22 protein-coding genes and 1 pseudogene are annotated in these 20,296 nt (G+C 65.0%); 6 read left to right on the plus strand and 17 right to left on the minus strand.

From position 1 onward, the window contains the following. Positions 1–108: 108 nt before the first annotated feature. Positions 109–1,593: a class I adenylate-forming enzyme family protein gene (locus C2I35_RS00005; protein WP_103761000.1), complete on the plus strand. Its 1,485-nt coding sequence runs from the start codon at positions 109–111 to the stop codon at positions 1,591–1,593. 38 nt (positions 1,594–1,631) lie between these two features. Here the strand turns inward: C2I35_RS00005 and C2I35_RS00010 are convergent, their stop codons facing one another. After that, complete coding sequence (locus C2I35_RS00010) at positions 1,632–2,519, minus strand: LysR substrate-binding domain-containing protein (RefSeq protein WP_103761001.1); 888 nt, start codon at positions 2,517–2,519, stop codon at positions 1,632–1,634. Between the two features lie 96 nt (positions 2,520–2,615). Between C2I35_RS00010 and C2I35_RS00015 the strand changes: the two genes are divergently transcribed. Both C2I35_RS00015 and C2I35_RS00025 read left to right on the plus strand, forming a co-directional pair. Beyond that, positions 2,616–3,647, plus strand: a complete 1,032-nt coding sequence (locus C2I35_RS00015; protein WP_103761002.1) for a YeiH family protein — start codon at positions 2,616–2,618, stop codon at positions 3,645–3,647. A gap of 587 nt (positions 3,648–4,234) precedes the next feature. Further along, the gene (locus C2I35_RS00025; RefSeq protein ID WP_245890343.1) at positions 4,235–4,774 is read left to right on the plus strand and encodes a GlxA family transcriptional regulator; all 540 of its coding nucleotides are present in this window, start codon (positions 4,235–4,237) and stop codon (positions 4,772–4,774) included. Between the two features lie 86 nt (positions 4,775–4,860). Here C2I35_RS00025 and C2I35_RS00030 read toward each other — a convergent pair whose 3' ends face one another. Genes C2I35_RS00030 through C2I35_RS00040 form a run of 3 tightly spaced genes read right to left on the minus strand, consistent with a single transcriptional unit; the run spans position 4,861 to position 5,928 of the window. Then, complete coding sequence (locus C2I35_RS00030; RefSeq protein ID WP_103761003.1) at positions 4,861–5,226, minus strand: cupin domain-containing protein; 366 nt, start codon at positions 5,224–5,226, stop codon at positions 4,861–4,863. A gap of 45 nt (positions 5,227–5,271) precedes the next feature. Further along, positions 5,272–5,673: a group I truncated hemoglobin gene (locus C2I35_RS00035; protein ID WP_103761004.1), complete on the minus strand. Its 402-nt coding sequence runs from the start codon at positions 5,671–5,673 to the stop codon at positions 5,272–5,274. Positions 5,674–5,706: 33 nt separating this feature from the next. Further along, complete coding sequence (locus tag C2I35_RS00040; protein ID WP_103761005.1) at positions 5,707–5,928, minus strand: tautomerase family protein; 222 nt, start codon at positions 5,926–5,928, stop codon at positions 5,707–5,709. A 186-nt stretch (positions 5,929–6,114) separates the two neighbouring features. Between C2I35_RS00040 and C2I35_RS00045 the strand changes: the two genes are divergently transcribed. Continuing rightward, positions 6,115–6,813, plus strand: coding sequence for a winged helix-turn-helix transcriptional regulator (locus C2I35_RS00045; RefSeq protein WP_103761006.1), 699 nt, complete (start codon positions 6,115–6,117; stop codon positions 6,811–6,813). Between the two features lie 99 nt (positions 6,814–6,912). Here C2I35_RS00045 and C2I35_RS00050 read toward each other — a convergent pair whose 3' ends face one another. From C2I35_RS00050 to C2I35_RS22350, 5 genes are all read right to left on the minus strand, one after another. Further along, a complete protein-coding gene (locus tag C2I35_RS00050; protein WP_103761007.1) occupies positions 6,913–8,130 on the minus strand; it encodes a hypothetical protein in 1,218 nt (405 codons plus the stop codon). Positions 8,131–8,199: 69 nt separating this feature from the next. After that, positions 8,200–9,744: an Ig-like domain-containing domain gene (locus C2I35_RS00055; RefSeq protein ID WP_103761008.1), complete on the minus strand. Its 1,545-nt coding sequence runs from the start codon at positions 9,742–9,744 to the stop codon at positions 8,200–8,202. Then, a complete protein-coding gene (locus C2I35_RS00060) occupies positions 9,741–10,421 on the minus strand; it encodes a hypothetical protein (RefSeq protein WP_103761009.1) in 681 nt (226 codons plus the stop codon). Before C2I35_RS00060 ends, C2I35_RS00055 begins: the two co-directional genes overlap by 4 nt. Further along, complete coding sequence (locus C2I35_RS00065; RefSeq protein WP_103761010.1) at positions 10,415–11,032, minus strand: hypothetical protein; 618 nt, start codon at positions 11,030–11,032, stop codon at positions 10,415–10,417. The genes C2I35_RS00060 and C2I35_RS00065 overlap by 7 nt, the downstream gene beginning before the upstream one ends. Then, the gene (locus C2I35_RS22350) at positions 11,029–12,147 is read right to left on the minus strand and encodes a hypothetical protein (protein ID WP_245890344.1); all 1,119 of its coding nucleotides are present in this window, start codon (positions 12,145–12,147) and stop codon (positions 11,029–11,031) included. The genes C2I35_RS00065 and C2I35_RS22350 overlap by 4 nt, the downstream gene beginning before the upstream one ends. A 65-nt stretch (positions 12,148–12,212) precedes the next feature. Between C2I35_RS22350 and C2I35_RS22355 the strand changes: the two genes are divergently transcribed. Together C2I35_RS22355 and C2I35_RS22360 are read left to right on the plus strand one after the other, a co-directional pair. Then, the gene (locus C2I35_RS22355) at positions 12,213–12,359 is read left to right on the plus strand and encodes a hypothetical protein (protein ID WP_245890345.1); all 147 of its coding nucleotides are present in this window, start codon (positions 12,213–12,215) and stop codon (positions 12,357–12,359) included. 140 nt (positions 12,360–12,499) lie between these two features. Continuing rightward, entirely contained in the window at positions 12,500–12,754 is a 255-nt protein-coding gene (locus tag C2I35_RS22360; RefSeq protein WP_245890346.1) for a hypothetical protein, read from the plus strand. Between the two features lie 147 nt (positions 12,755–12,901). Here the strand turns inward: C2I35_RS22360 and C2I35_RS22705 are convergent. The 8 genes and pseudogenes from C2I35_RS22705 to C2I35_RS00115 all read right to left on the minus strand — a co-directional run. After that, positions 12,902–13,060, minus strand: a pseudogene (locus C2I35_RS22705) (hypothetical protein); the annotation flags it as partial. A gap of 1,081 nt (positions 13,061–14,141) precedes the next feature. Next, positions 14,142–15,458, minus strand: a complete 1,317-nt coding sequence (locus C2I35_RS00085) for a BatD family protein (RefSeq protein ID WP_103761014.1) — start codon at positions 15,456–15,458, stop codon at positions 14,142–14,144. Next, on the minus strand, positions 15,452–16,105 hold the full coding sequence (locus C2I35_RS00090; RefSeq protein WP_103761015.1) for a tetratricopeptide repeat protein: 654 nt from the start codon (positions 16,103–16,105) through the stop codon (positions 15,452–15,454). The genes C2I35_RS00085 and C2I35_RS00090 overlap by 7 nt, the downstream gene beginning before the upstream one ends. After that, positions 16,102–17,037: a vWA domain-containing protein gene (locus C2I35_RS00095; RefSeq protein WP_245890348.1), complete on the minus strand. Its 936-nt coding sequence runs from the start codon at positions 17,035–17,037 to the stop codon at positions 16,102–16,104. Before C2I35_RS00095 ends, C2I35_RS00090 begins: the two co-directional genes overlap by 4 nt. Next, positions 17,034–17,990, minus strand: a complete 957-nt coding sequence (locus C2I35_RS00100; protein ID WP_103761017.1) for a VWA domain-containing protein — start codon at positions 17,988–17,990, stop codon at positions 17,034–17,036. The genes C2I35_RS00095 and C2I35_RS00100 overlap by 4 nt, the downstream gene beginning before the upstream one ends. Further along, complete coding sequence (locus C2I35_RS00105; RefSeq protein WP_103761018.1) at positions 17,987–18,358, minus strand: hypothetical protein; 372 nt, start codon at positions 18,356–18,358, stop codon at positions 17,987–17,989. The genes C2I35_RS00100 and C2I35_RS00105 overlap by 4 nt, the downstream gene beginning before the upstream one ends. After that, positions 18,355–19,200 carry a DUF58 domain-containing protein gene (locus C2I35_RS00110; protein WP_103761019.1) on the minus strand — a complete coding sequence of 282 codons (846 nt, stop codon included), beginning with the start codon at positions 19,198–19,200 and terminating at the stop codon, positions 18,355–18,357. Before C2I35_RS00110 ends, C2I35_RS00105 begins: the two co-directional genes overlap by 4 nt. Next, positions 19,197–20,180 (minus strand): AAA family ATPase, encoded by a 984-nt coding sequence (locus C2I35_RS00115; protein ID WP_103761827.1) that lies wholly within the window; start codon positions 20,178–20,180, stop codon positions 19,197–19,199. Before C2I35_RS00115 ends, C2I35_RS00110 begins: the two co-directional genes overlap by 4 nt. Positions 20,181–20,296 lie beyond the last annotated feature (116 nt).

Below are 20,296 nucleotides of genomic sequence, written 5' to 3' on the forward strand. Positions count from 1 at the left end.
CGGTCCAACCCCCGAACCCACCGCGGCGGAACTGGCGGCGCTGAGGGCGCTGGATCCCGATGGCACATTCGAAGCGGATGCCGCGGTCCGAATGCCGGAGCTGGCCGCATGAGTGATTTCGTTACCGCATTCGAGCAACAGGCGCGCCTGCGCGGGGACGCGCCGGCATTGTCCGCGGACGGGCAGACGATAGGCTATACCACGCTGCACGCCAGGGTCGTGGCCCGTGCCGGGGCAATGCTGGCCTCGGGCCTTGTTCCCGGCGACCGGGTCGCCTTGTTGCAGGATCGCAGCGTGGATCTCTGCACGGACCTTCTGGCCTGTCTGCACGCCAGGCTGCCGCTGACCGTCCTGAGCAGGAGCGAGGCGCAAGGTTCGGTCGTGGCCAAGCTGGTGGACGGTGGCTTTACAGGTCTGATCTGTGACGACACCAACCGGGAGGCGGCGCAGGCGCTGGCCGACGCGGCCGGATTGCGCCTCGTGACGCCGCCTGTGCCGGAAGGTGCCGCCGGCGGTTACACGATTCCGGTTCCAAGCGCCGAAGAGGAAGCTCTGCTGATCTTCACCTCCGGATCGAGCGGACGCCCCAAGGCAGTTCGCCTGTGTCACCGCAACATCGCGGCGAATACACGGGGGTTGTCGGAAATCACGCCGGTGGGTGGCGATGATCACTACCTGCACATGATGCCGTTAAGCCATACCAATGGCATTCTTAACCAGTTGCTGTATCCATTGATGCGCGGCGCGCGGATTACCTTGCTGCCGCGCTTCACGCCGGAAGCCGCGCTGGACGCGATGGCGGACCTCAAGCCCACCGTTGTCACCGGTGTACCGACGATGTTCCAAAGGTTGCTGGATCATCCGATCCCGCAAGGGGCGACGGACCGGCTGCGGATGCTTCGATGCGGCTCGGCGCCGCTTGCGGTCGAGACACAGGACCGGATCGAAGCGCATCTGGGCTGCCAGGTGCTGGTGAGCTATGGACAGACGGAGTTTACCTGCACATCGACCGCCAATCCGCCGGGGGCGGCCCGGCGCGGCTCTGTCGGACGCGCGATTCCCGGTGCCGAGGTGGCAATTCTCGAACCTGGTGGGGACACGCCCTTGCCGAACGGAAGCCGCGGCGAAGTGGCGTTCCGCGGTCCCTTGTCCGCCCTTGGCTATGTCGGCCATCCGCCGTTCGACCCGGAGGGCTGGGTCAGGTCGGGCGACCTGGGATATCTCGACGAAGACGGGTATCTTTTCCTGACCGGCCGCCTGAAGGAGATCATCATACGCGGTGGTGAAAACCTGGCGCCCGCAAGCATCGAGGATGTGTTGCTCACAAGTCCGGGCATACGGGCGGCCTGCGTGGTGCCCGCGCCACATGCTGATCTCGGTGAAGTGCCGTTCGCCTTCGTGGAAGGCACGGGGCAGATCGAGGCGCTCGACGAATTGAACCGAAAGATCCGGGACGCACTTGGTCGCGCCCATTGTCTTGCCGGGATCGAACGCGTGGACCGCCTGCCGGAAAACCATGTCGGAAAGATTGACCGCAAACGGCTGACGGCGGAGCTGTCGCAACGCATGTCCCCGGCTCTGACCGGCGGCTGAGGCCGGTCGGTCCGGCCATCGGAGGGGTGGGGTTCGGCTCAGCCCGCGTCGATCAGGGCCATAAGCGCTTCGACTGCCCGGGTGCGATGCCGTTCCGGATGCGACAGCACGGTAAACGGACGCTCCGGGCGCGGCGCCCAGGTCACGCGGCGCTGGTGGACTGCACCGTCTTCCGCCAGCGCGTCGACGACGCGTCGTGACACCATGGACACGCAGTCGCTGCCCGCCACTGCCGACAGGACCGCTTCGTTCGACGGGATCTCCAGCAGGACCGCAAGGTCATCCCGGCTCAGCCCCAACTGGGCCAGGTGAACTTCGACCTCGGCGCGTGTGCCCGAGCCTTCCTCCCGCATCACCCAGTCGAGCTTGCGATAGGCTTGGGCTGACATCGCGCTGCGGGCTGCGGGATGTCCGCGCCGCATGACCAGCACGAGTTCGTCGCGCGCCACAACCCGTGTACGAAGATCGCCAAGCACGACCTCGCCTTCGACGAAACCCAGGTCGGCAGCGCCGTCGGCCACGGCCCTGGCAACGCTTGAGGTGTTGCCCACGCCAAGCCGGACGGAGAGGTCGGGGTGTGCCTGCCTGAGGCGTACCAGAACCGGGGGCAGGACATAGGTCGCCACCGTCTGGCTTGCCTCGATCCGCAATCGCCCCCTCGGCCGCGCCGAAAGATCATCGAGGATCAGTTCCGCGGTCTCTGCCTGGTTCAGAACGCTTTTGGCCGCGGGCACGAACCTGTGGCCTGCTTCGGTGAGGGTGATGCCGCGCCCGACCCGGTCGAAAAGCTGCACTCCATGAGTGCTCTCCAGTGCGCGCAGGGCGGCCGACACGGCGGATTGCGTCATCTTCAGCGCCTCTGCCGCACGGGTGACATGGGCGCGTTCGGCGACTTCAAGAAATATGCGGAGCTGGTCTAGCGTCAATCATCAATCCAATCGATTATTACGTTCGATATTAGTTAATTTTATGAACATTTCAATTGGGGCATTTTGCAGGTGCAGAAACCGAGGACCTAAGCCATGCAAACCCTGAGCCAACGCGCACACCCCGGTGTGCTTCAAGACCTCTATGCGCACCTGCCCGGATTGGCACTGGTCATGGCCATCACCGCCATCGCCACGCTTGTCCAGAGGGCGACCGGTCTGGCAGCGCTCAGCCCGCTGGTCGTTGCACTGCTGCTCGGAATCGGCTGGCGTGTCGCCGTGGGCAGCCCGCCGTTGCTGCAACCCGGTATCCGCTTTGCCCTCAAGCCTGTCCTGCGCACTGCAATCGTATTGCTGGGGCTTCAGGTCACGGTCGGAGAGGTGTCTACCCTGGGCTTGCGGGGTGTTGTCGCCGTCACGACGACCCTGGCCGGGACGTTTGCATTCACGTGCCTGCTTGGCCGTCTGCTGGGCGTGGAAAGCCGGCTGGTACAGTTGATCGCTGCGGGGACGTCCGTGTGCGGTGCCTCTGCGGTTCTGGCGTGCGACACGGTGACACGAGGATCGGACGAAGATGTCGCCTATGCCATCGCCTGCGTTACGCTGTTCGGGACGAGCGCGATGCTGCTTGGGCCGATGGCGGCTCACATGCTGGAGCTGTCGCCTGAAACCTACGGATTCTGGGCGGGTGCGACGGTCCACGAGGTGGCCCAGGTCGTGGGCGCGGCCTTTGCAATGGGCGAAGAGGCCGGCCACGTCGGTACCGTGACCAAGCTGACACGGGTCTTGCTGCTTGCGCCTTTGATCCTGACGCTGGGTGTCCTGCAGTTCCGCCAGGGCGGGCAGCAGGCCTCTGGCTCGAAGCTTACGATTGTGCCGTGGTTCGTGCTCGGGTTCGTGATGCTCATGGGGGTCAATTCGCTGGTGAGCCTGCCGGACCGGCTGCATGACGCCACGGTGACGCTGACGGCGTTGATGCTGACGGCGGCACTGGCGGCGATGGGGCTGGAGACCGATTTGAAACGATTGCGGCAGAAGGGCCTGCGTCCGTTGATCCTGGGTGGGTCGGCGTGGATCTTCATCGCGACCCTGGGACTGGGCTTGGCGCTTTGGGCAACGACAGGATAGCCATGCAGGATATTACTGCACGCATTCAAAGAGTTTAGCCGAGAAGGATTGCCCAATTCCCAAGTCTTCTGGCACCCACAAGAGGCCACGTAAGCGCAATGTATGTGGGAGTTGAAAGATCTAACATTCTGATTTCGTGTTCGGCGACCGTTGTGTGCGCGCCTGTGAAGAAAATCGGCTTCCTGCCCCTACAGTTTGAACAGATCAAACGGCCCTTGGCTGTCACTCACCTGACCAGCAGCTGTCTCCGATTTTGTGCGTCGAACCGGCATTCGCTGCAGATGCGAAAAGTGTGCTATTGGCGCGTCCAGCCGTAAGTCGGATGTGCTGACTGTACGCGTCGTGAGAACAGGGCTCATCGAAGCTGTTGGGTTTCCCTCGCAGAGATCTGCGAGGGAAATGCTGTCATACGATGGTCACCGGCTCGGGATCGTTCCGCTTCACGGCGGTGCCGCGGGCGAGCCGAATATCCTCGCTGGGCGCATTGATGCGACGCCCGTGTTCTCGGATGGCCTCTCGGTCCCGCGCTTCGTAGATGCAGACTGACCCGATGCGGCCATCTTCCTCGGTCCCAAAGATACCCGAATGTGGACTGGCGGACCGACCTGTTCGTGACCGAGGATGCCGGCCTCTATTGCAGCGGTGGTGTCAACGCCGCGAGCCACCTGAGCCTGCACCTCGTCGAGCCTCTCTGCGGTCGAACCGTTGCCATCGAGTGCTCGAAGGCACTGCTTCTCGACATGCCGCGGCCCAGCCAGTCCGGCTATGCCCTGCTGCCACTGGCGCGACGGCACGACGACGAAAAGATCCGGGATGCCGAACATCACCTCTCCGAACATTTCGCCCGCGACGTTCGTGTGGAGGAACTCGCCGAACGCGCAAGCATGAGCCGCCGCAACCTCGTGCGCCGGTTCAAGGCGGCCACCGGCCACAGGCCCGGTGTCTACCAGCAGATGCTGCGCGTCAACGCCGCGCGAAAGAGGCTCGAGGACGGCGCACCATCGATCCAGCAGGTCGGACTCACTGTGGGTTACGAGGATGTCGCCTTTTTCCGCCGCATCTTCAAACGCCATTGTGGCGTCACACCGTCGGCCTATCGTGATCGTTTCAGCCCGAGCAGGACGTAGACCCGCCACCAAGGCGCGCGACGCGGGCTCCGTCCGGGGAGGAGCCCGTGCTTTATCTTGTCCTGTGGCCGGGCCTCCGGGGTGCGTTACGGATGCGCGCCGGACGCTTCGAACAGGATCATCTCGACGCGCTCGTCACCGTCGACATAGGCATCGTGACCTGGCGGGATCTCGAAGAAATCGCCCTTGGTGATCGGCGTTTCCGCGCCGCTCTCGACCATGCGAACCACGAGCCGGCTGGACATGCAGTAGCCGGTGTGGTGCATCGGGCATGTGTCCGGATGACCGAGAAGCGGTTTCTCGTCCGCCTCCCAGGTCCAGCCGGGTTCGAACACGGCGTGCATGCCGGTCGACCCCTGTGATGTCTTCACGATGTCGATGCCGCCGCGGTCCTTCATGTCGAGCCGATCGTCAGGGCGCTCGAAGCGGTGGGTTTCGATGGTGTTCGTCATGTTTGTCTTGCCTTTCGTCGGCCCGGTTCGTGGGAACCGGGCCCCTCATACGTGAATGATGTCCGATTTCAGGGACTGTAGGATGTCCCTGACCTCGCGGCGCGTAGGCGCGTCGTAGTTCAAGGCCTCCATCGTCCCGAGAATGTCGTCGCAAGCGGCATCGTATTCCGCTGCTTCGATCTCCATGCCGCGATGGGCGTCGGCCATGCTGCGGCCCTGGTAGTCGCCCGGCCCGCCGCTGCCCACGGCGAAGAAATCGCAGGTGTGCTGCTTGATCTCCTCGACCCGCTCGGGCTGGTCCGCGTAGGGCGCAAACCGCTGTCCTATCAGTGGGTTGTCCATATGGGCCGCGACCGCCCCGTCGACGATCCGGCGGATGCCGGCGCCGCTTCCAAGGCGCTCATACAGCGTTACGGTCAGCAAGTCCTCTGGCACTTGGCGGGTCATGGCTCCTCCTTTCAAATGTGCTTGGTAAATTGCTCAGGCCGGCTCGGACGGCGCAGCCCTGACGTCCTTGGCGGTCATCGGCTTGCCGCCTATGGCCCATTCGCCGCTGGCGATTTCGTGCACCCGGACCCATGTGACGCCGCGCATGGCCTCGCCTTCGACGCCGACCATCGCTTCGGTCACGTCGCGGATCATCCGCTGTTTCTGGTCTTCATCGAAGACACCTTCGATCAGTTCGATATCGACAAGGGGCATAACCGTTCTCCTTTCGTGTCAGTCAGTTCTCGTTCTGCCGGTGCCAATCGGCATGAGCGCAAAATGCCAGTCAGCCTCACCATCGCGCCAGTTCACGAACTGAATCGCCCCGGTACAGAGTCTGAACTGGCGGGCTCGGGGGGGAATCAGTCATGGTACGGACCCGAGAACCAAGGGAGGGTTGTCATGACCAATGCGAGCTATAAGCAATTCTGCCCGGTCGCGATGGCGGCCGAAGTGCTGTGCACCCGCTGGACGGTTGTCCTCTTGCGCGAGCTGGTCGCCGGATCGACCCGGTTCAACGAGTTGCGGCGCGGCGTCCCGCGGATGTCGCCGGCGCTGTTGTCGAAGCGCCTGAGCGAGCTGGAAGCGGCAGGTGTCGTGGAGCGCACGCGGCTGACCGATCCGCCAGACGTGGAGGCCTACCGGCTGACGCAGGCCGGGCAGGACCTGCAGCCGGTGATCGAGGCCATCGGCATGTGGGGTCAGAAATGGGTCGAGACCGAGCCATCGCTGGAGAATCTCGATCCCGAACTTCTGATGTGGGACATGCGCCGCAACCTCGACACGACGCCTGTGCCGAACCAGCGCGTGGTGATCGAGTTAATCTATCCTGAACTGCCCGAGTCTCAGCGCAGGTGGTGGCTGATCGTCGAGCCGGACCGGACCGTGGACTTGTGCCATATCGACCCTGGTTTCGACGTGGATCTCTATGTGACCGTCGATCTGCGCACGATGACGGAAATCTGGATGGGCCTTCGGTCGGTGACAGATGCCGTCGACCGCGACGCGCTGCTGCTGGTCGGATCCTCGGAGCTGATCAGCTCCATGCAGACATGGCTGGGCCTCAGCCCCTTTGCGCAGCAGGAAAAGCTGGCAAGCTGATCGCGCCGCCGGAGGCTTGGGCCGCCGACTTGTCAAAGGCACGGGGCGGAACCAAGAAGCCGCGCGACCGCTTTCCGACGTCTGCACTTTTGTGGCTTTCTACGGGGACAAGGCCACGAAATCCTTTTTCAGGTTTCTCAACAGCAGAAGGTAGTGATCCTTCGAGATGAACTGGTTTTCCTTCGGCTGCGTTCGCGGATACATCAGCGGCAGCAGTTCCAGGTCGGTTTCGGCGTTTCCGTCCTCGTAGGACTTGTTTTTTCCGGACCGACCGTCGGGGGCGATCCGCATACCTTCGATCCCTTCCCAACGGGTGCCTTCATGCAGGTCCGCCACGGCGGTCGTGGTGGTGTCCGGCGGAACGCCCGGCATGTGATCAAGTCCGAATGCGTGGCCCACCTCGTGTGCGATGGCGCCGTTGTTCGCGGTACGTTTGACCCCTGTCAGAGCCTTGCTGAGGCTCATGCCGATGAAGGGCTGCGCGGCCTCGCGGGTTGGATTGTCGGCTTGGTCGATCCTCGGGGTAATCGTGACGCCCAGCAGCTTGATCCATTCATAGGGCATGAAGATCACCACCAGGTCGAAACGCTCGTAGCTGTTGTTCGCGATGAGATGTTCCTGAACGGCATTCAGGAGTTTTGCGCGCACGATGCCGCGCTTGCTGATTTTCTCGGTCATCGCGGGCGGCTTCGCGAGGAAGTCGTTGAAGGCCCGGAGGGTGTCCATCGTGTCGGGCGAGAAGGTTTCGGCCAGCATTTCGAATTGGTAGATCTTCTCGATCTCGGCCACGAGTTTTTCGTTGAGATCGGGGTCGGCCGGTGGGGCCGGGGTCTCGGAAAGCCGGACCGACTGAACCGGGAAAAGCTGTTCGATGTAGTCCTCGGACCGCTCGGCGGTCAGGGCCACCTCCTTTACCACGTTCTGGGGCAGGTAATCGTACCAGGGCCCGACACGGGCGAAGACGTAGCCAATGTTCAGATCCCGTTCGAGCGGATCCCAGCGGATGTTCTCGTAGCCCGAGAATATGCGCGTGACGGCGTCGCATTCGCGGATCGGCTCAACCTCGGTTCGAACAGAGGCGACCTCTTCGAATTTCGGCGTCCAGCCGAAGAAATTGACGCTGTTTTCGGCCATGCGCCGTTCCGTGGGCGAGAACATGTCGGGGCGCCGGACGGTCACATCGCGCTTTTCCGGGGCCAGCAAGGGCGCCTCGATAGACGCGCCGGGGCGGACCCGCATATGCGCGGGAAAGGACTGGACCCGCCAGCCCGTGGCGATGTCCGGGTCTGGGCGCCATTTCGGATAGGTTCGGATCACCGTCGGTTTGCCACCGACAAGCGGCGTGTCGGTGACGACCTGGATGGTATCGCTCTCGATGCCTTCGGCCTACACGAGATGTTCGGCAAGGCCGTCCTGCATGGGTTCCGTGTCGTCGAGATCGACCATCGTGTCGAACCCCCAGGCTCGGTCGACTGCCATCTGCTCGCCTTCCGCGCCGTGTATGCCCGATGCGCCGGCGCGCACCGTGAGGCGATAGCGCACGCCGTCGCGGAGCGGGGTCTGCGGGGTGACGATGACGGTCTCCGTGCCGGACAAACGGAGACGCGTTTCGACCGGGCGGATTTCTGTTCCGCCGTCTTCGGTCGCATAGCCGGTCTCAAGTTTCACCGCACTCGGGGTGACGGAGACCGGGGCGAGCGGACGGTCGAACGTCAAGCGGATACCGGGCGCGTCCCAGGGTAGGTTTTGCGCGTCGCGCGCCGGGCGGTGCGATACGAGCCGCAGCCGGGCGGCGGGCGCTTCGCCATCCGTCGGGGCCTGCGCGATTTCCAGCATACCCATCGCGTAGCCCATATTGCGCATGTTGGGGGCGGCGAAGCGGCCGGTTACGCGCAGGGGCTTGTCCCCCGTCTCCCGGTCGACATCGACACGACCGGGCCCCCTCGAACTCCACGTCCGACGCTCCCGCTCCACCGCCGCTGTGCCGGAAAGGTGGAACCGCCCGATCACATGCGTGTCGGTGATGCGCTCGATATGAACCGTGCCCGACAGTTCCCCCGTCAGAATTTGCGTCCGGGTGCCCGCCTGGGCAACCCCGTCCATGTCGCAGTTCAACTCTCTGACCTGCCGGCCGACCGTGGCACCCTGCGGGATCGTCGAAAGCTCAAGTGTCTTCAGCGCGCCTTGTCGTGTGGCACGACACATGTGTTTTTCGAATTCCTGTTCGCGGCGCATGTTCTCGGTGTTTGGAGGCAGATAAGGGTGCGGACGGATCTGACCGGCCCAGGATGAAAAAACCGTCGACGGGTCGGCGTCGCCGTCGCCACTCACGGCACGCACCTCATAAATTGCACCGGCGCGCAGATCACCGGGCCCGGCATCGGTCAGCGCGATGACCAGATGCGCACCGCTGTTGCGCGGCCAGCCACCGATGCCGCCATGGCGATAGGCGAGCGGGAGGCCGAGACTGCCCCCCTGGAAGGAAAAGAGGTTCGGACTGAAAACCTCGAACACGGCGCGCCTTGCGCCGCCGCTGGCCGTGGGGATGTCGAGGGACTCGCCCGACATGTCTTCGACGAAGTCGATCGTGCCCTGGTCGAGACCCGGGACGCCCTCGGTGCCGCCGATGCGCTTTGCCGCAAGGTGCCGCGCGCAGGCCGCACCGCCGGCGCTGACCCCGCCAGCGATCGACAGGCTTGCCTGCCCCGGTAGCAGGTCGGCATTTGCACCACCGGCAAAGGCGTTCGGGTTCAGGTTGCCCAGAAGGTCGAACGTCTGCGTCGGATTGATCGCTTGCAGCATGCCCTCGACCGAGCAGACAGGGGCTGGCGGCGGCGCGTTCAGATCGCAGCTGTCCTGCGCGTGCAGAGGCAAGGTTGCAGCGTACAGGACAGCCGCCAGTACGGCGGGAAACGGCGCTGGCCGGATCATTGGTTGCCCATGTTCATCATATTGCCCAGGTCCATCGGCTCTGCCGGCAGCTCGAAATCCCCGGCGGGCCCGGCATCGCCGTTCACTTCCGTCACCTTGAAGCGGTCACCGAAGGACAGCGCCGCAAGGCCGCGATCCTGAAGCTCTACCATGAGCGGATTTGGCGCCTCGCCACTAATCGCCTCGATCAGCTGCATCTTGAGCGCTTGATGCTCCAGCAGGCGGGTATCGTCGGTCAGAACGGCGGTGTCTGTGCGGGGCTGTCCGGCATTGTCGACCCACTCGATCTCATGGACGTCCCCTTCGACCCCGGCGATCTCGCGTGTCTCGCCCATCTCCTCGATGGTAACGATCTCGTCGGGGAAAACCACGCCAGCCTCGTTCTGCGACGGTGTCTGGTTCGCCGCGCCCGGCATGTCCTTCATCTGGCCGAGGTCAATGACGGTGATCTGCCCGGCCATCGAGATGATGGAATACACGCTGTCGTCCCGCAGGAGCATGTAGGCGTCCATCCCCTCGATATCAGTGCGCAGCGCGCTGCCGAACCAACGTTCCGTCATGCTCATCTGGCCCGCGTCTCCCGCATCCGCAATGAAGCTGACACGGCCTTCGGCAAGGCTGCTCGTGGCAGCGACCAGGGTTGTAAAAAGGGCAGCGGTGAAGGGACGGATCACCATTGGTCTCCTGTCGTTGCGTTGGAATGAGGCGGAACACGCCGTGGCAAGGGCGTGTCAATACGAACAAAGCCGAAGGCCCGCGCATGCGCGTTCCCGCAGACGAATCCGGGCGCGTACCGATCGGCCACGGCACGAGCCAGCGCGTTGGCGTCTGGCGTGTCAGTGGTGTCGATGACGCCGACCATGCAGCTTTCGGCGTCTGGCGTGGTGGCGACCGTACTGATGACCAGCATCTCGCGGTCATCGAAGCTGGGTCCGACATCCCAGCGGTGAATGGTGGCGAAGGGCTGCATCTCGCCTTTCAGCCTCTGCCGCCGCCATTCGACGGTATCATGCACGGTATTGAATGGTGTGAAACTTTCCCGCGGGCCGAAGACCTGCGTCCTGCCGTAGTCCATCGAGATGCGGGCATCTCCCTCCGTCAGCATCAGGTAGAAACCCTGCGGCCCCGGGCAGACGAGCTGGAAACCCATCGCCGCCTCCTCGGGGGGCAGGTCCTTTTCCAGCGTCCGGCAATCGGCGTCCCAGTCATAGCTGGTGTAGACACTGTCGATGTCCTGCGCATGGGCCACGGCAGGCAGGGCAAGCGCGAGGAGGGCAGGGCGGATCATTCGCCGCTCTCGACCGGTATGCCCGCGAAGCGGAGGGTCACGCTGCCCGCACCCTCTAACTGGTCGTGCGCGCCAAGTTCTGCGGTGAGCTCGCCGCCCAGACCGCCGTCTTCGGACCGTTCAAGGCTACCCTTGGCGCTGACCGGCATACCGGCGAAGGTGATCGACACCGGCGCGTCGGCGCCGGCCGTAAATGTGCCGCTGTGCCCGGCGGGAAAGTCCAGTTCCAGCTTGGGGCCGAACTTGCCCAACGACAGCACCAGCTTGTCCTCGCCCTCTACGGCCTTTGCCGGGGTGAAAAAGTTGATCAGCGGATCGTCGGGTATCGACTCGTCCAGCGCCGTCACGGTGCCGGTCGTCTCGACAAGGGTGACCTCCGGGCCAGCTGAATACGGGATCTCGTCAAAGTCCGCTGCCAGCGTCACCTCGTCGGAAGGATCGTCCCGCGACACGAAAGTGATCTCGGCCTTGCCTGTGATCGCGTCCTGGTCGCGCCGAGCAAGGGTAAGGCTACCACCGCCTTTGGAGGTGTAGGTGGCCGGACGCGGGGCGTTCGGACCGGCATCGCTGACACTCATCCACAGGTATGCGGATGGAAGCTTATCCTTGTCTGTCGGTCCGATCTCATGCGTGCCGGGCCCGATCTCTTCGGGCAGGCCAAGGCTGAGCGACAGGTCCACGGTTTCTCCCTGCCACTTTGCCGTGCCGGTGAGCGACAGGGTCCACGGGCCACGCGCATTGGTGGCCTGGTTGCCGTCCATCTTGAACTCCGACCGGTTGCAGGGGGCGTCTGCGCGGTAGGGTCCGACATTGCCTTGGACAATGCCGGCAAGCGCCATGCGATAGGCCCCCGACGCAAGGCCGCCTTCCTCGGTTTCCGTGGGCAGGGCGGCCACGCCCGGCGCGCGGCGGCAGGTGGCGGAATCGATCTGCGTGGCGCCGTCGCGGTCGAGCCAGACGAGCTTGTCGCGTTCCCACGGGAGGTGCCAGAGCATCCGCGAGGGGCCGGAGCGCGGGTCGCCCGGACCTTCGTAGCTGATGTCTGGGGTATTGCCGCAGATATTCGTTCCAGCGCCGACGACGAGCGGAAGAAGGCCATTCTGGTAGGCGGGCAAGCGCGTATCGCTGCATATCGTAAAACGGGCACCTGCCTCGGGATTCACGGCGACGCCCCCCCTCGATGTCGATCCAGACCGGGCCGGACGACATGCCGGCGGGGCGCACGGGGGCGCGCCCGTCCGAAAACGGCGTCACGGCGTCGAGCGCGCGCGTTTCCCCGCCCGGCATCGAGATCTCGCGGATGATCCAGTCGGTGTCATCCATGTAACCTGCATCGTCGCCGATGCGGACCGGCGCGCGCCTTTCGGTAGCGCGAGCCGCCTCTTGAAGAATGAATATTCTGGGGAACGCCAGCTCGCCCGAGCGGTCGATATAGCCGCGGTTCTCGGATTTCACGGCGGCCGGAGCATGGCTGTCGACAAAATCGCCACCGTCGATGAAGTCCGGCGCGATCGCCATCTGGCCGTCGGTGTCGATCCAGCCCACGCGGTCGTTGGCAAGACGCACCCAGGCAAGCCCATCCGAGAAGCTGCCGAAATCCCACACCTTGCGACCCTCGAAGGCGGGCGGGGTCCAGATATCGCCGTCGGCGGTGATGTAATGGGGTTTGCCATCGGCCGGGGTGGCTGCGCTGCAACCATCGGACATCGGTTTGGAGGGTGAGAGCGCGAAACGTTCACCTGATATGATGATACTGTCCGCATCTTTCGCACCCGGCCTCACGAGATAGCTGCCGGTGCGATCGATCAGGCCCCAGCTTGCGGCGGTTTCGACCGCCGCGACTCCTTCGGAAAAGGGGCGGGCCTGTAGCCAGGCGGGGGCAAGACGCCATTCGCCGTCGCGGCCGATGAACCCCCATTCTGCCTCATGCGGCAAAGGATAGAGCGGAGTGCCACCGGTTTTAGCTGGCGTGCCGCACGACTGCGCCTGGGCGCGAGGGTCGTCCCAACGCAAATCGCGCCGGCGCATGCGATGACCTTGCAGACGGTTTTGCACTGCATCACTCCACCTCCACAATCTCGATCCGGTCGAATTCCGCGACGGTCTGTTCCGACCCCAGCGTTCCGGCAAAAGAGTGCCGGGTCGCCGCGTGTGCGCAGGATCTGGATCGGGTCCGTCTCGATCACCTCGGGGCCACCCTCCTGCAGGGTCCAGCCGTTCAGCTTGAGCCGCCCGACGTAGTCACGGCCATGTTTCGAGATCGTCAGTCGAGCGCCCTTTTCCTCGAAATCCCGCAGGATCTGGGCCAGGTCGTAGCCGCGGACATTGCCGGCGATCTCGACTTCGGCGCGGGTTTCGGTGCCGCCGGACATGGCCCGCAGCCGCAGGTCGTCATTGGAATTGCCCTGCCGATAGACATATGCCGAGATCGTCTTGTCGATATCCGCATGACGCCCGACCTGCACGATGGCCCGCCGGCCGCCCAATGACTGGACCTCGCCCATGCGCGCAGTGAAATCGGCGCTGAGATCCCAGTCGCCTTCGGGAAACTCGGCCGCGGTCCATCTGAAGACATTGGGTTGGTCTTCCGCATCGCCCATGTAGCCGGGCTGAACGGTCATCGTGACAAGGGTGCCATCGTCGAGAATGAAGCCGGACGGATCGGGATTGTTTACCGTCCAGTCAGCGCCGAGTTCAGCGCGATCGAACTCATCGACGAAAAGCGGGCCTTTCGGTTCCGGCGCGGGCTCTGGCGCGCTCACTTGTTGAAGCGCACCGCTCAGCGACGCGGCATCCGAGGCCGGGATACAGCGCCCGTCCGTCGCCTCCGCCGTCGTCCGAGTGAGCTTCAACGGTGTCGCCCCAGGCAGAAGATTGGTCCATTGCGGGCGCCACCGACTGAGCCTTCTGCGGACAGCCTGTCGCGAAAGCGGCGCTGGCGCGGATTCTCGATAAAAGCGCCATTGCTTCTGAGATATGTTCTCGGGCCTTTGCGCGAAGAGAATGCCGGCGGACATTGCTTACCAGCCGAGGGGACTCGGAGGGAATTGCACGGCTTTCATCGGCCGCTTCATCAGCGCCGCCTTTCTCATGATGCCGGCTTCTTTGGTTATCTCAACATTGACCCTGTCTTCGATATGAAACGCGAGCCATTCGAGTGCTTGTACGCCCGGACGGATTTCGTCGGGTGCGGCCCTGTCGAAGTTTCGGCGCGGCCCGCAGTTTCGCCGGGCTCACGTGCGGAGTAAAGCAGCGCGTGTTCGACGTTGCGAAGGACGGGCCGAAGATCCAAGCTGATCCGCACGCTGCAATCGCCGAACAGCATGGCATCGACCGTCCGCAGGGCAGGGTGCGTACTGGTCGGCGGCGTGGCCGAGGGCGGGGACAGCAGGCCTGCCGCAAGCGCCCGGAAGCGTGGAACATCTCCACGTCGCGCATGGCCCCGCAAGCGTCTTAAGTCCCGTAGCATGCGCATCCAGCGGCGCAGCCGCGCGGCCGGGGCCGACACAGCAGAGCGGCCGCGCAACGCCAGTATCATCGTTGACACGGCACTTGCGCCAAGAACAGCCAGATGCAGCCAGCCTACACCGGTGTCCTTGCGCCAACCGGATGCCGCATTGTCGGCAAAACTCGCGTAGCCGATGTTTGCCGCAGACAGCGTGGCGGTGGTCGCCGTCCGTGACGTCGTGTCGAAATAGGGCAGAGTTGCCTTGGAAAGAACGCCCGGCTCTCCGGTGATCGGGCGGAGTTTCCAGACCCAGACCAAGGTCGTGACCGGACCCTGTGAAGTGACCTGAAAGCTGAGGTCCTCCGGCGGGGTGAAGGTGATCAGCCATGGTTCGCGCAAGGCGGGCTGCTGCGGCATCATCTCGGGGGTCGCACCAAGTGCTCGGATCACGACCCGGCGCGTCACGCTTTGCCCGTCCTCCAACTGTGCCGGATCGGCGTCCCAGGTGTCGGAGACTTCCAGCGCGCGGACCGGGAACCACGACTCGTCTGCGCCTGTCGGCTTTTCTTCGATCTCGATGCGCACGGGATCAGACCGGACCAGAACAATTTCGCGTTGTCCGCCGCTGCCGATGATCTCGAGTTCATGCACGATCGGCAGAATCTCCAGATTTCCGGCCCGCTTCGGGAAGAAGGCGATGCGCCGCTCGAACACCCGTGCGGTGCGACCGTCGATGCGCTGATCGCTCCAAGCGTCCTGTCCCAGCCGCGTCCAGTCAAAATCAGTCATGCTGCGCAGCTTGAGTTCCTCGTTGGTGATGGTCTCGCGATAGGTGCCGCGGATCGTGGCAAGGACCATCTCGCCCTCCAACGGTTCCGTTTCACGCGGATCCAAGACGAGCTCCAGTTTCAGCGTCTGGGGCGTTTGCGCGGCCAGGGGTGTCGCCAGCAGAAGCAGAAGGGTCAGCAACCTCACCATCGGCTGGGCTCCTCGCGATGGGCCTCGCCGTCCTTGCGACGACGTTCCATCTCGGCGGCAAGGCGGCCCTTGAGATAGGCCCCCGGCGCATCGGCGAGCGTGTCGAGCCAGCCTGCGTCCGCCGCCGATGTCCGCTCGCCGGTGACCGAGCGTTTCAGGCTGGCACGCCTTGGGTCGCGTTCCGCCGCCTGGATGGGTTGCGTGGGGTCGTCGGGATCAAAAGCCGCGGTTTCGACGCCGCTTTTCGACAGGATTGTCTCGATCCGGCCGTGCCCGCGGGCTTCGCCGATCACCGGCTCGATCAGGGCCGATACGACCGCGCGGTTGTGGCGGGCGTCGGCATCGTAGCGGTCGGCGAACAGCACGGCATCGAAATAGGCGACCGACAGGCTGTGGTCGCCCGTCGCGGCCAGTGTCATGCCCCGGTTGTAGGTCGCGCTGCGGCCAAGCTCGGCGAATACGGCGTCGGCTTCGGCATAGCGTCCGGCCTGGTAGAGCGCCGCGCCGCGTGCGCCGGGGGTCTTGATCAGCGGGAGAGCCAGGTCGGGAAAGCCCGCACGCCAGATCAATTTGGACCATGCCTCGGGGCCGGCGACCACGGCGCAAAGCAGGGCCGCGGCAAGGACTGAAAGCGACACGCGGCTCATGCGTCACGCCTCCGGCGGAGGAGGAATGCAAGCGGCAGGAGGGCAAGGGTGACGAACCATCTGCCCTGGTCGGAATAGCGCAGGTTGCGAAGGGTGTCGTTTGCCTCGGCGGCGCCCTGGCGCTCGCTCAGGATCGTCTCGACGCCCGAGAGGTCGGACGCATCCACGATCACGCCGCCGCCCGCGCTTGCGACCGAGGCAAGCGCTTCGCGGTCTGCGGCGGGCATGCCGTAAGGCGGGTCGTCGGGCGCCACGAAGACGGTCGAGACACGCAGGCCCGCAGCCGCCATCTGGCGGGCCCGGTCCAGCGCCTCGGGTCCGACCCCGCCGCCGTCGGAGACGAGCACCACATCGGGATGCGCCGCGGCCGCGTCGGCCAGGGTCTGCCGTGCGAGGTCGAGCGCGCGGTCCGGGCGGCTGCCCCCCACCGGCATCGTCTCGGTGTCTGCCACGGCGATGACCGTTTGCAAGGCGGCCGGATCCTCGGTTGGCACGCTGACAAGAAAGCTTTCGGCGGAGTAGACGCCCAAGGCCACGGGCCGTGTGCCGTGACGGTCGATCATGCGCGACACGGCGGCCTGGGCGTCATCGAACCCGCCGCCTTGGGTCACCGATGGGGACAGGTCCATCAGGATCATGACCGCGTCGAGATTGCGTAGTACCGGCGCGTCGGGATCGCGGGTGGCCGGCCCCGCCAGCCCGAAAGCGGTCAGCCCGCCGGCAAGAGCCAGCAGCCACGGCCCTGCATCGCGTCGGCCTTCCACGACATGCCCCAGGCCGCGCAAGGCAACCAGCAGGTCCGGGTCGATGACGCGGCGCCATCGGTCCAGTCCGTTGCCCCTCAGGGCGACGGCGGCCCCGGCCAGCAAGGACAGCGGAACGCCGACCAGCCACAGCGGGCGAAGCAGGATGATCTGCCACAGGTCCGTCACGCTGCCTCCCGCGCCTGCAACCCGAGCGCCGTCGCCAGCATCGCCAGCGCCGCGCCGGCCAGCCATGGCCAGTAGTTCTGCCATCCGCGGATCGGGGGGGCATCGGCCAGGCTGGGCTCGAGCCGGTCGATGGCCTCGGTCACCGCCACGAGGTCCTCGGTGGTGCGCACGCGGAAGGTCTGGCCTTGTGCGGCCTCGGCAATGCGGCGCAGGGTATCGCTGTCGACCGCGTCGCGGGCATCCGGGGCGGTTTCAAGATCGGCCGGACCGAGTGCAATCGTGTAAATCCGCACGCCCAGCGTTTCGGCGGTGACGGCGGCGGCAACGGGATCGACCGTTCCGGTCGTATCCTGCCCATCCGACAACAACACGATCACGCGGCTTTTGGCATCGCGAACTCGCAGCCGGCGAAGCGCAAGACCCAGGCCATCCGCGATGGCCGTGGCCTTGCCGGAGACACCGATCTGAACGGTTTCGATCACCTGGGCGACAGCGGAGACGTCATGCGTCAGGGCCGCCGCGACATAGGCGCGCTCACCGAAGACGACCAGTCCGACCCGGTCGCCCTTGCGGGCGCGGACGAAACGCGCGCCCACGTCCTGTACTGCGGCCAGGCGCGAAACCTGTGCGCCGTCCAGAACGAAATCCTCGCGCTCCATCGAGCCGGAAAGATCAAGCGCAAGGACGATGTCGCGCCCCGAGGCGGGCACCATTTCAAGCGTGCGTTCCATGCGCGGGTCGGTCAGGGCGGCGACTAGAAAAATCCATGCAAGGACCAGGATTGTCGTCAAGGCATGGCGCCGCACGGGTGCCGTATCGATGGGGCGGAATGTTTCCGCGATGGCCGGTGGCAGGTTCAGTGCGCTGGCCGCGACCGGGCGTCCGGGCAGAAGGCGGAACAGCAGGAATGGCAGCGGGAGCAGCAGCGCCGCCCAGGGGAACGCGAAACTCATCGGTGTGCCCTTCGCTGGGCAGCGGCCATGATGGCGGTTTCCAGCACCGTCGGATCAAGCGGGTGGCGCGGATTGTAGAGCGCCTCGCGCAGACCGTCCGGAGGCGTGCCACCAAGATCCCGCAGAAGGCTGGCAAGTCCGGCAAGCCGGGCCTGGGGATCGTCACCGGACAAATCGGCGATGGCGGCGCGGGCCGTCTGTGTCGGTCGCGTCTTCCTGACGGTTGCGAACCTTGCCAGCCGCGCGAACAACAGGCCCACGATCAGGCCGAGCGCCGCAGCCGCCAGCGCGTCGTGCAGGCCGAAGCGGGCAAAGCTCTCCGGGATGCGGATATCGGCAAGACGGGCGATCAGATCTTCGGGTCTCATGCGGCCTCCGGACACACCGGGTCTGCCGCGTTCAATATCCGGTGGGGTATGGCGTGGCTTGCAAGACGGTCGGCAGAGGTGGAGGCCCCGAAACGGCCTGGCCTGACGCTTCCGCCGATACGCGCCGAAAAGCGGCCCGGCGGTGGCGCCTCCTCCACGCTATCCTGCACCAGAAGAACCTCGAGTGGGCATTTCCGCATCAAGGCCGCCGCCACTATGCCGAAATCCGCGCCGGGCGTATCAAGCCCTGTCGCGATCCTGACAGCAGTGCCCGGCGCTGTCAGCGCAGTTACGGTTTCCAACATCACCGCAAGGCTTTCATAGCGTGCATCCGGGGCGTCGAGGGCCGCTTCATGGGCCCGCGCCAAAGCGCCCGCCATGCGCAGCATTGCGGCTTCGCGCGGGCGTGGGTCCAGTATCTCCACGCCGCCGCTGGTGACAATCATCACGCCGACGCGTCCTCCGGTCACAAGCGCGCGCCAGCCTTCCAAAGCCAATGCTTCTGCGGCGGCGACTGAGCGGAAACGCCCGCGTGTGCCCCAGAGCATCGGCGGGCGAAAATCGGCGACCAGCAAAAGCGTGCGCTCTACTTCCTCGTGCCGGCTGCGGACCTGCGGCCGTCCGCTGCGCGCCGTGGCGGACGGGTCGATCCGGCGCGGATCGTCACCGTCCTGAAACGGACGCAGGTCGAAAAGATCGCCGCCCTCGCCGCGGCGCGGGCCGGAGAGACCCCCCGCGACCCCATGGGAAAGGCCGGGCGGGTGTTTGCCCGTGACGAGGCCGCCGATCGCGACGAGACGGTCGAGAGAGACCTCGGCCCCGGATGCCCGGGGCAGACTCATAGTGGCGGAACCGCCGAAAGGATCTCGGCCACGATCGTGCGGGAGGTGTGGCCTTCGGCCTGCGCCCGCCAGGTCGGCGCCATGCGGTGGCACAGAACGTCGGATGCCAGTGCCGCGATGTCTTCGGGCACCACGAAATCGCGGCCGTGCAGCCACGCGCGCGCACGGGCGCTCGACGCCAGGGCAAGCGTGCCGCGCGGGCTTACCGCGTGGCGGATCCGATCGGTCAGGTCAATGGCTTCGGTCGCACGGCGTGTCGCCATCACCAGCGCCACCATGTATTGCTTCAATGCGGGGGACAGGTGGACCTGAAGCACGTCTTCCTGCATGGCGGCGAGCGTTGCGTGATCCAGCGTCGGGGCTTCGCCCCCGGCATGACTGCGCAGTTCCGTCTCGACGAGATCGAGAATTTCCATTTCCGCGGTCTCATCCGGCATATCAAGAACGACATGCATCAAGAAGCGGTCAAGCTGTGCCTCGGGCAGGGGAAAGGTGCCTTCCTGCTCCAACGGGTTCTGTGTGGCGATCACCATGAAAGGGTCGGGCAGGGGACGGGTCTGCCCGCCGGCGGTGACCTGGCCCTCGCCCATCGCCTCCAGCAGGGCGGACTGCACCTTGGGCGGAGCACGGTTGATCTCGTCAACGAGGACAAGATTGTGAAACACCGGTCCAGGCAGGAAATCCATCTTGCCACTTTCTTGCCGGTAGACCTGCGTGCCGGTCATGTCGGATGGCATCAGGTCGGGCGTGCATTGAATGCGGGCAAAGCTGCCCTCTACACCGTCGGCCAGCCTGCGCACCGAACGGGTCTTGCCAATGCCCGGGGCGCCCTCGATAAGCACATGCCCGCCGGTCAGAAGCGCGATCATCAGCCGTTCCACCAGCGCCGCGTGCCCGACAAGCCCCGCTTCCATCCGGGTCACCAGAATTTTCGCGGAGTCCGGTCGAACGCGTGCCGTCCTGTCTGCGATATCCTCCATCCGGTCCTCCTGTTGCTTCGATGACATAACCACGCTGAGTGCAGGCAAAGAAGGCTTCGAAATGCTTTTCGGTGCATGTCGGGCAAATTGCCCGAGACATGCGGGCCGGTTTGCCC

Origin of the sequence: Roseovarius confluentis (assembly GCF_002917925.1) — a bacterium.
Taxonomy (GTDB): domain Bacteria; phylum Pseudomonadota; class Alphaproteobacteria; order Rhodobacterales; family Rhodobacteraceae; genus Roseovarius; species Roseovarius confluentis.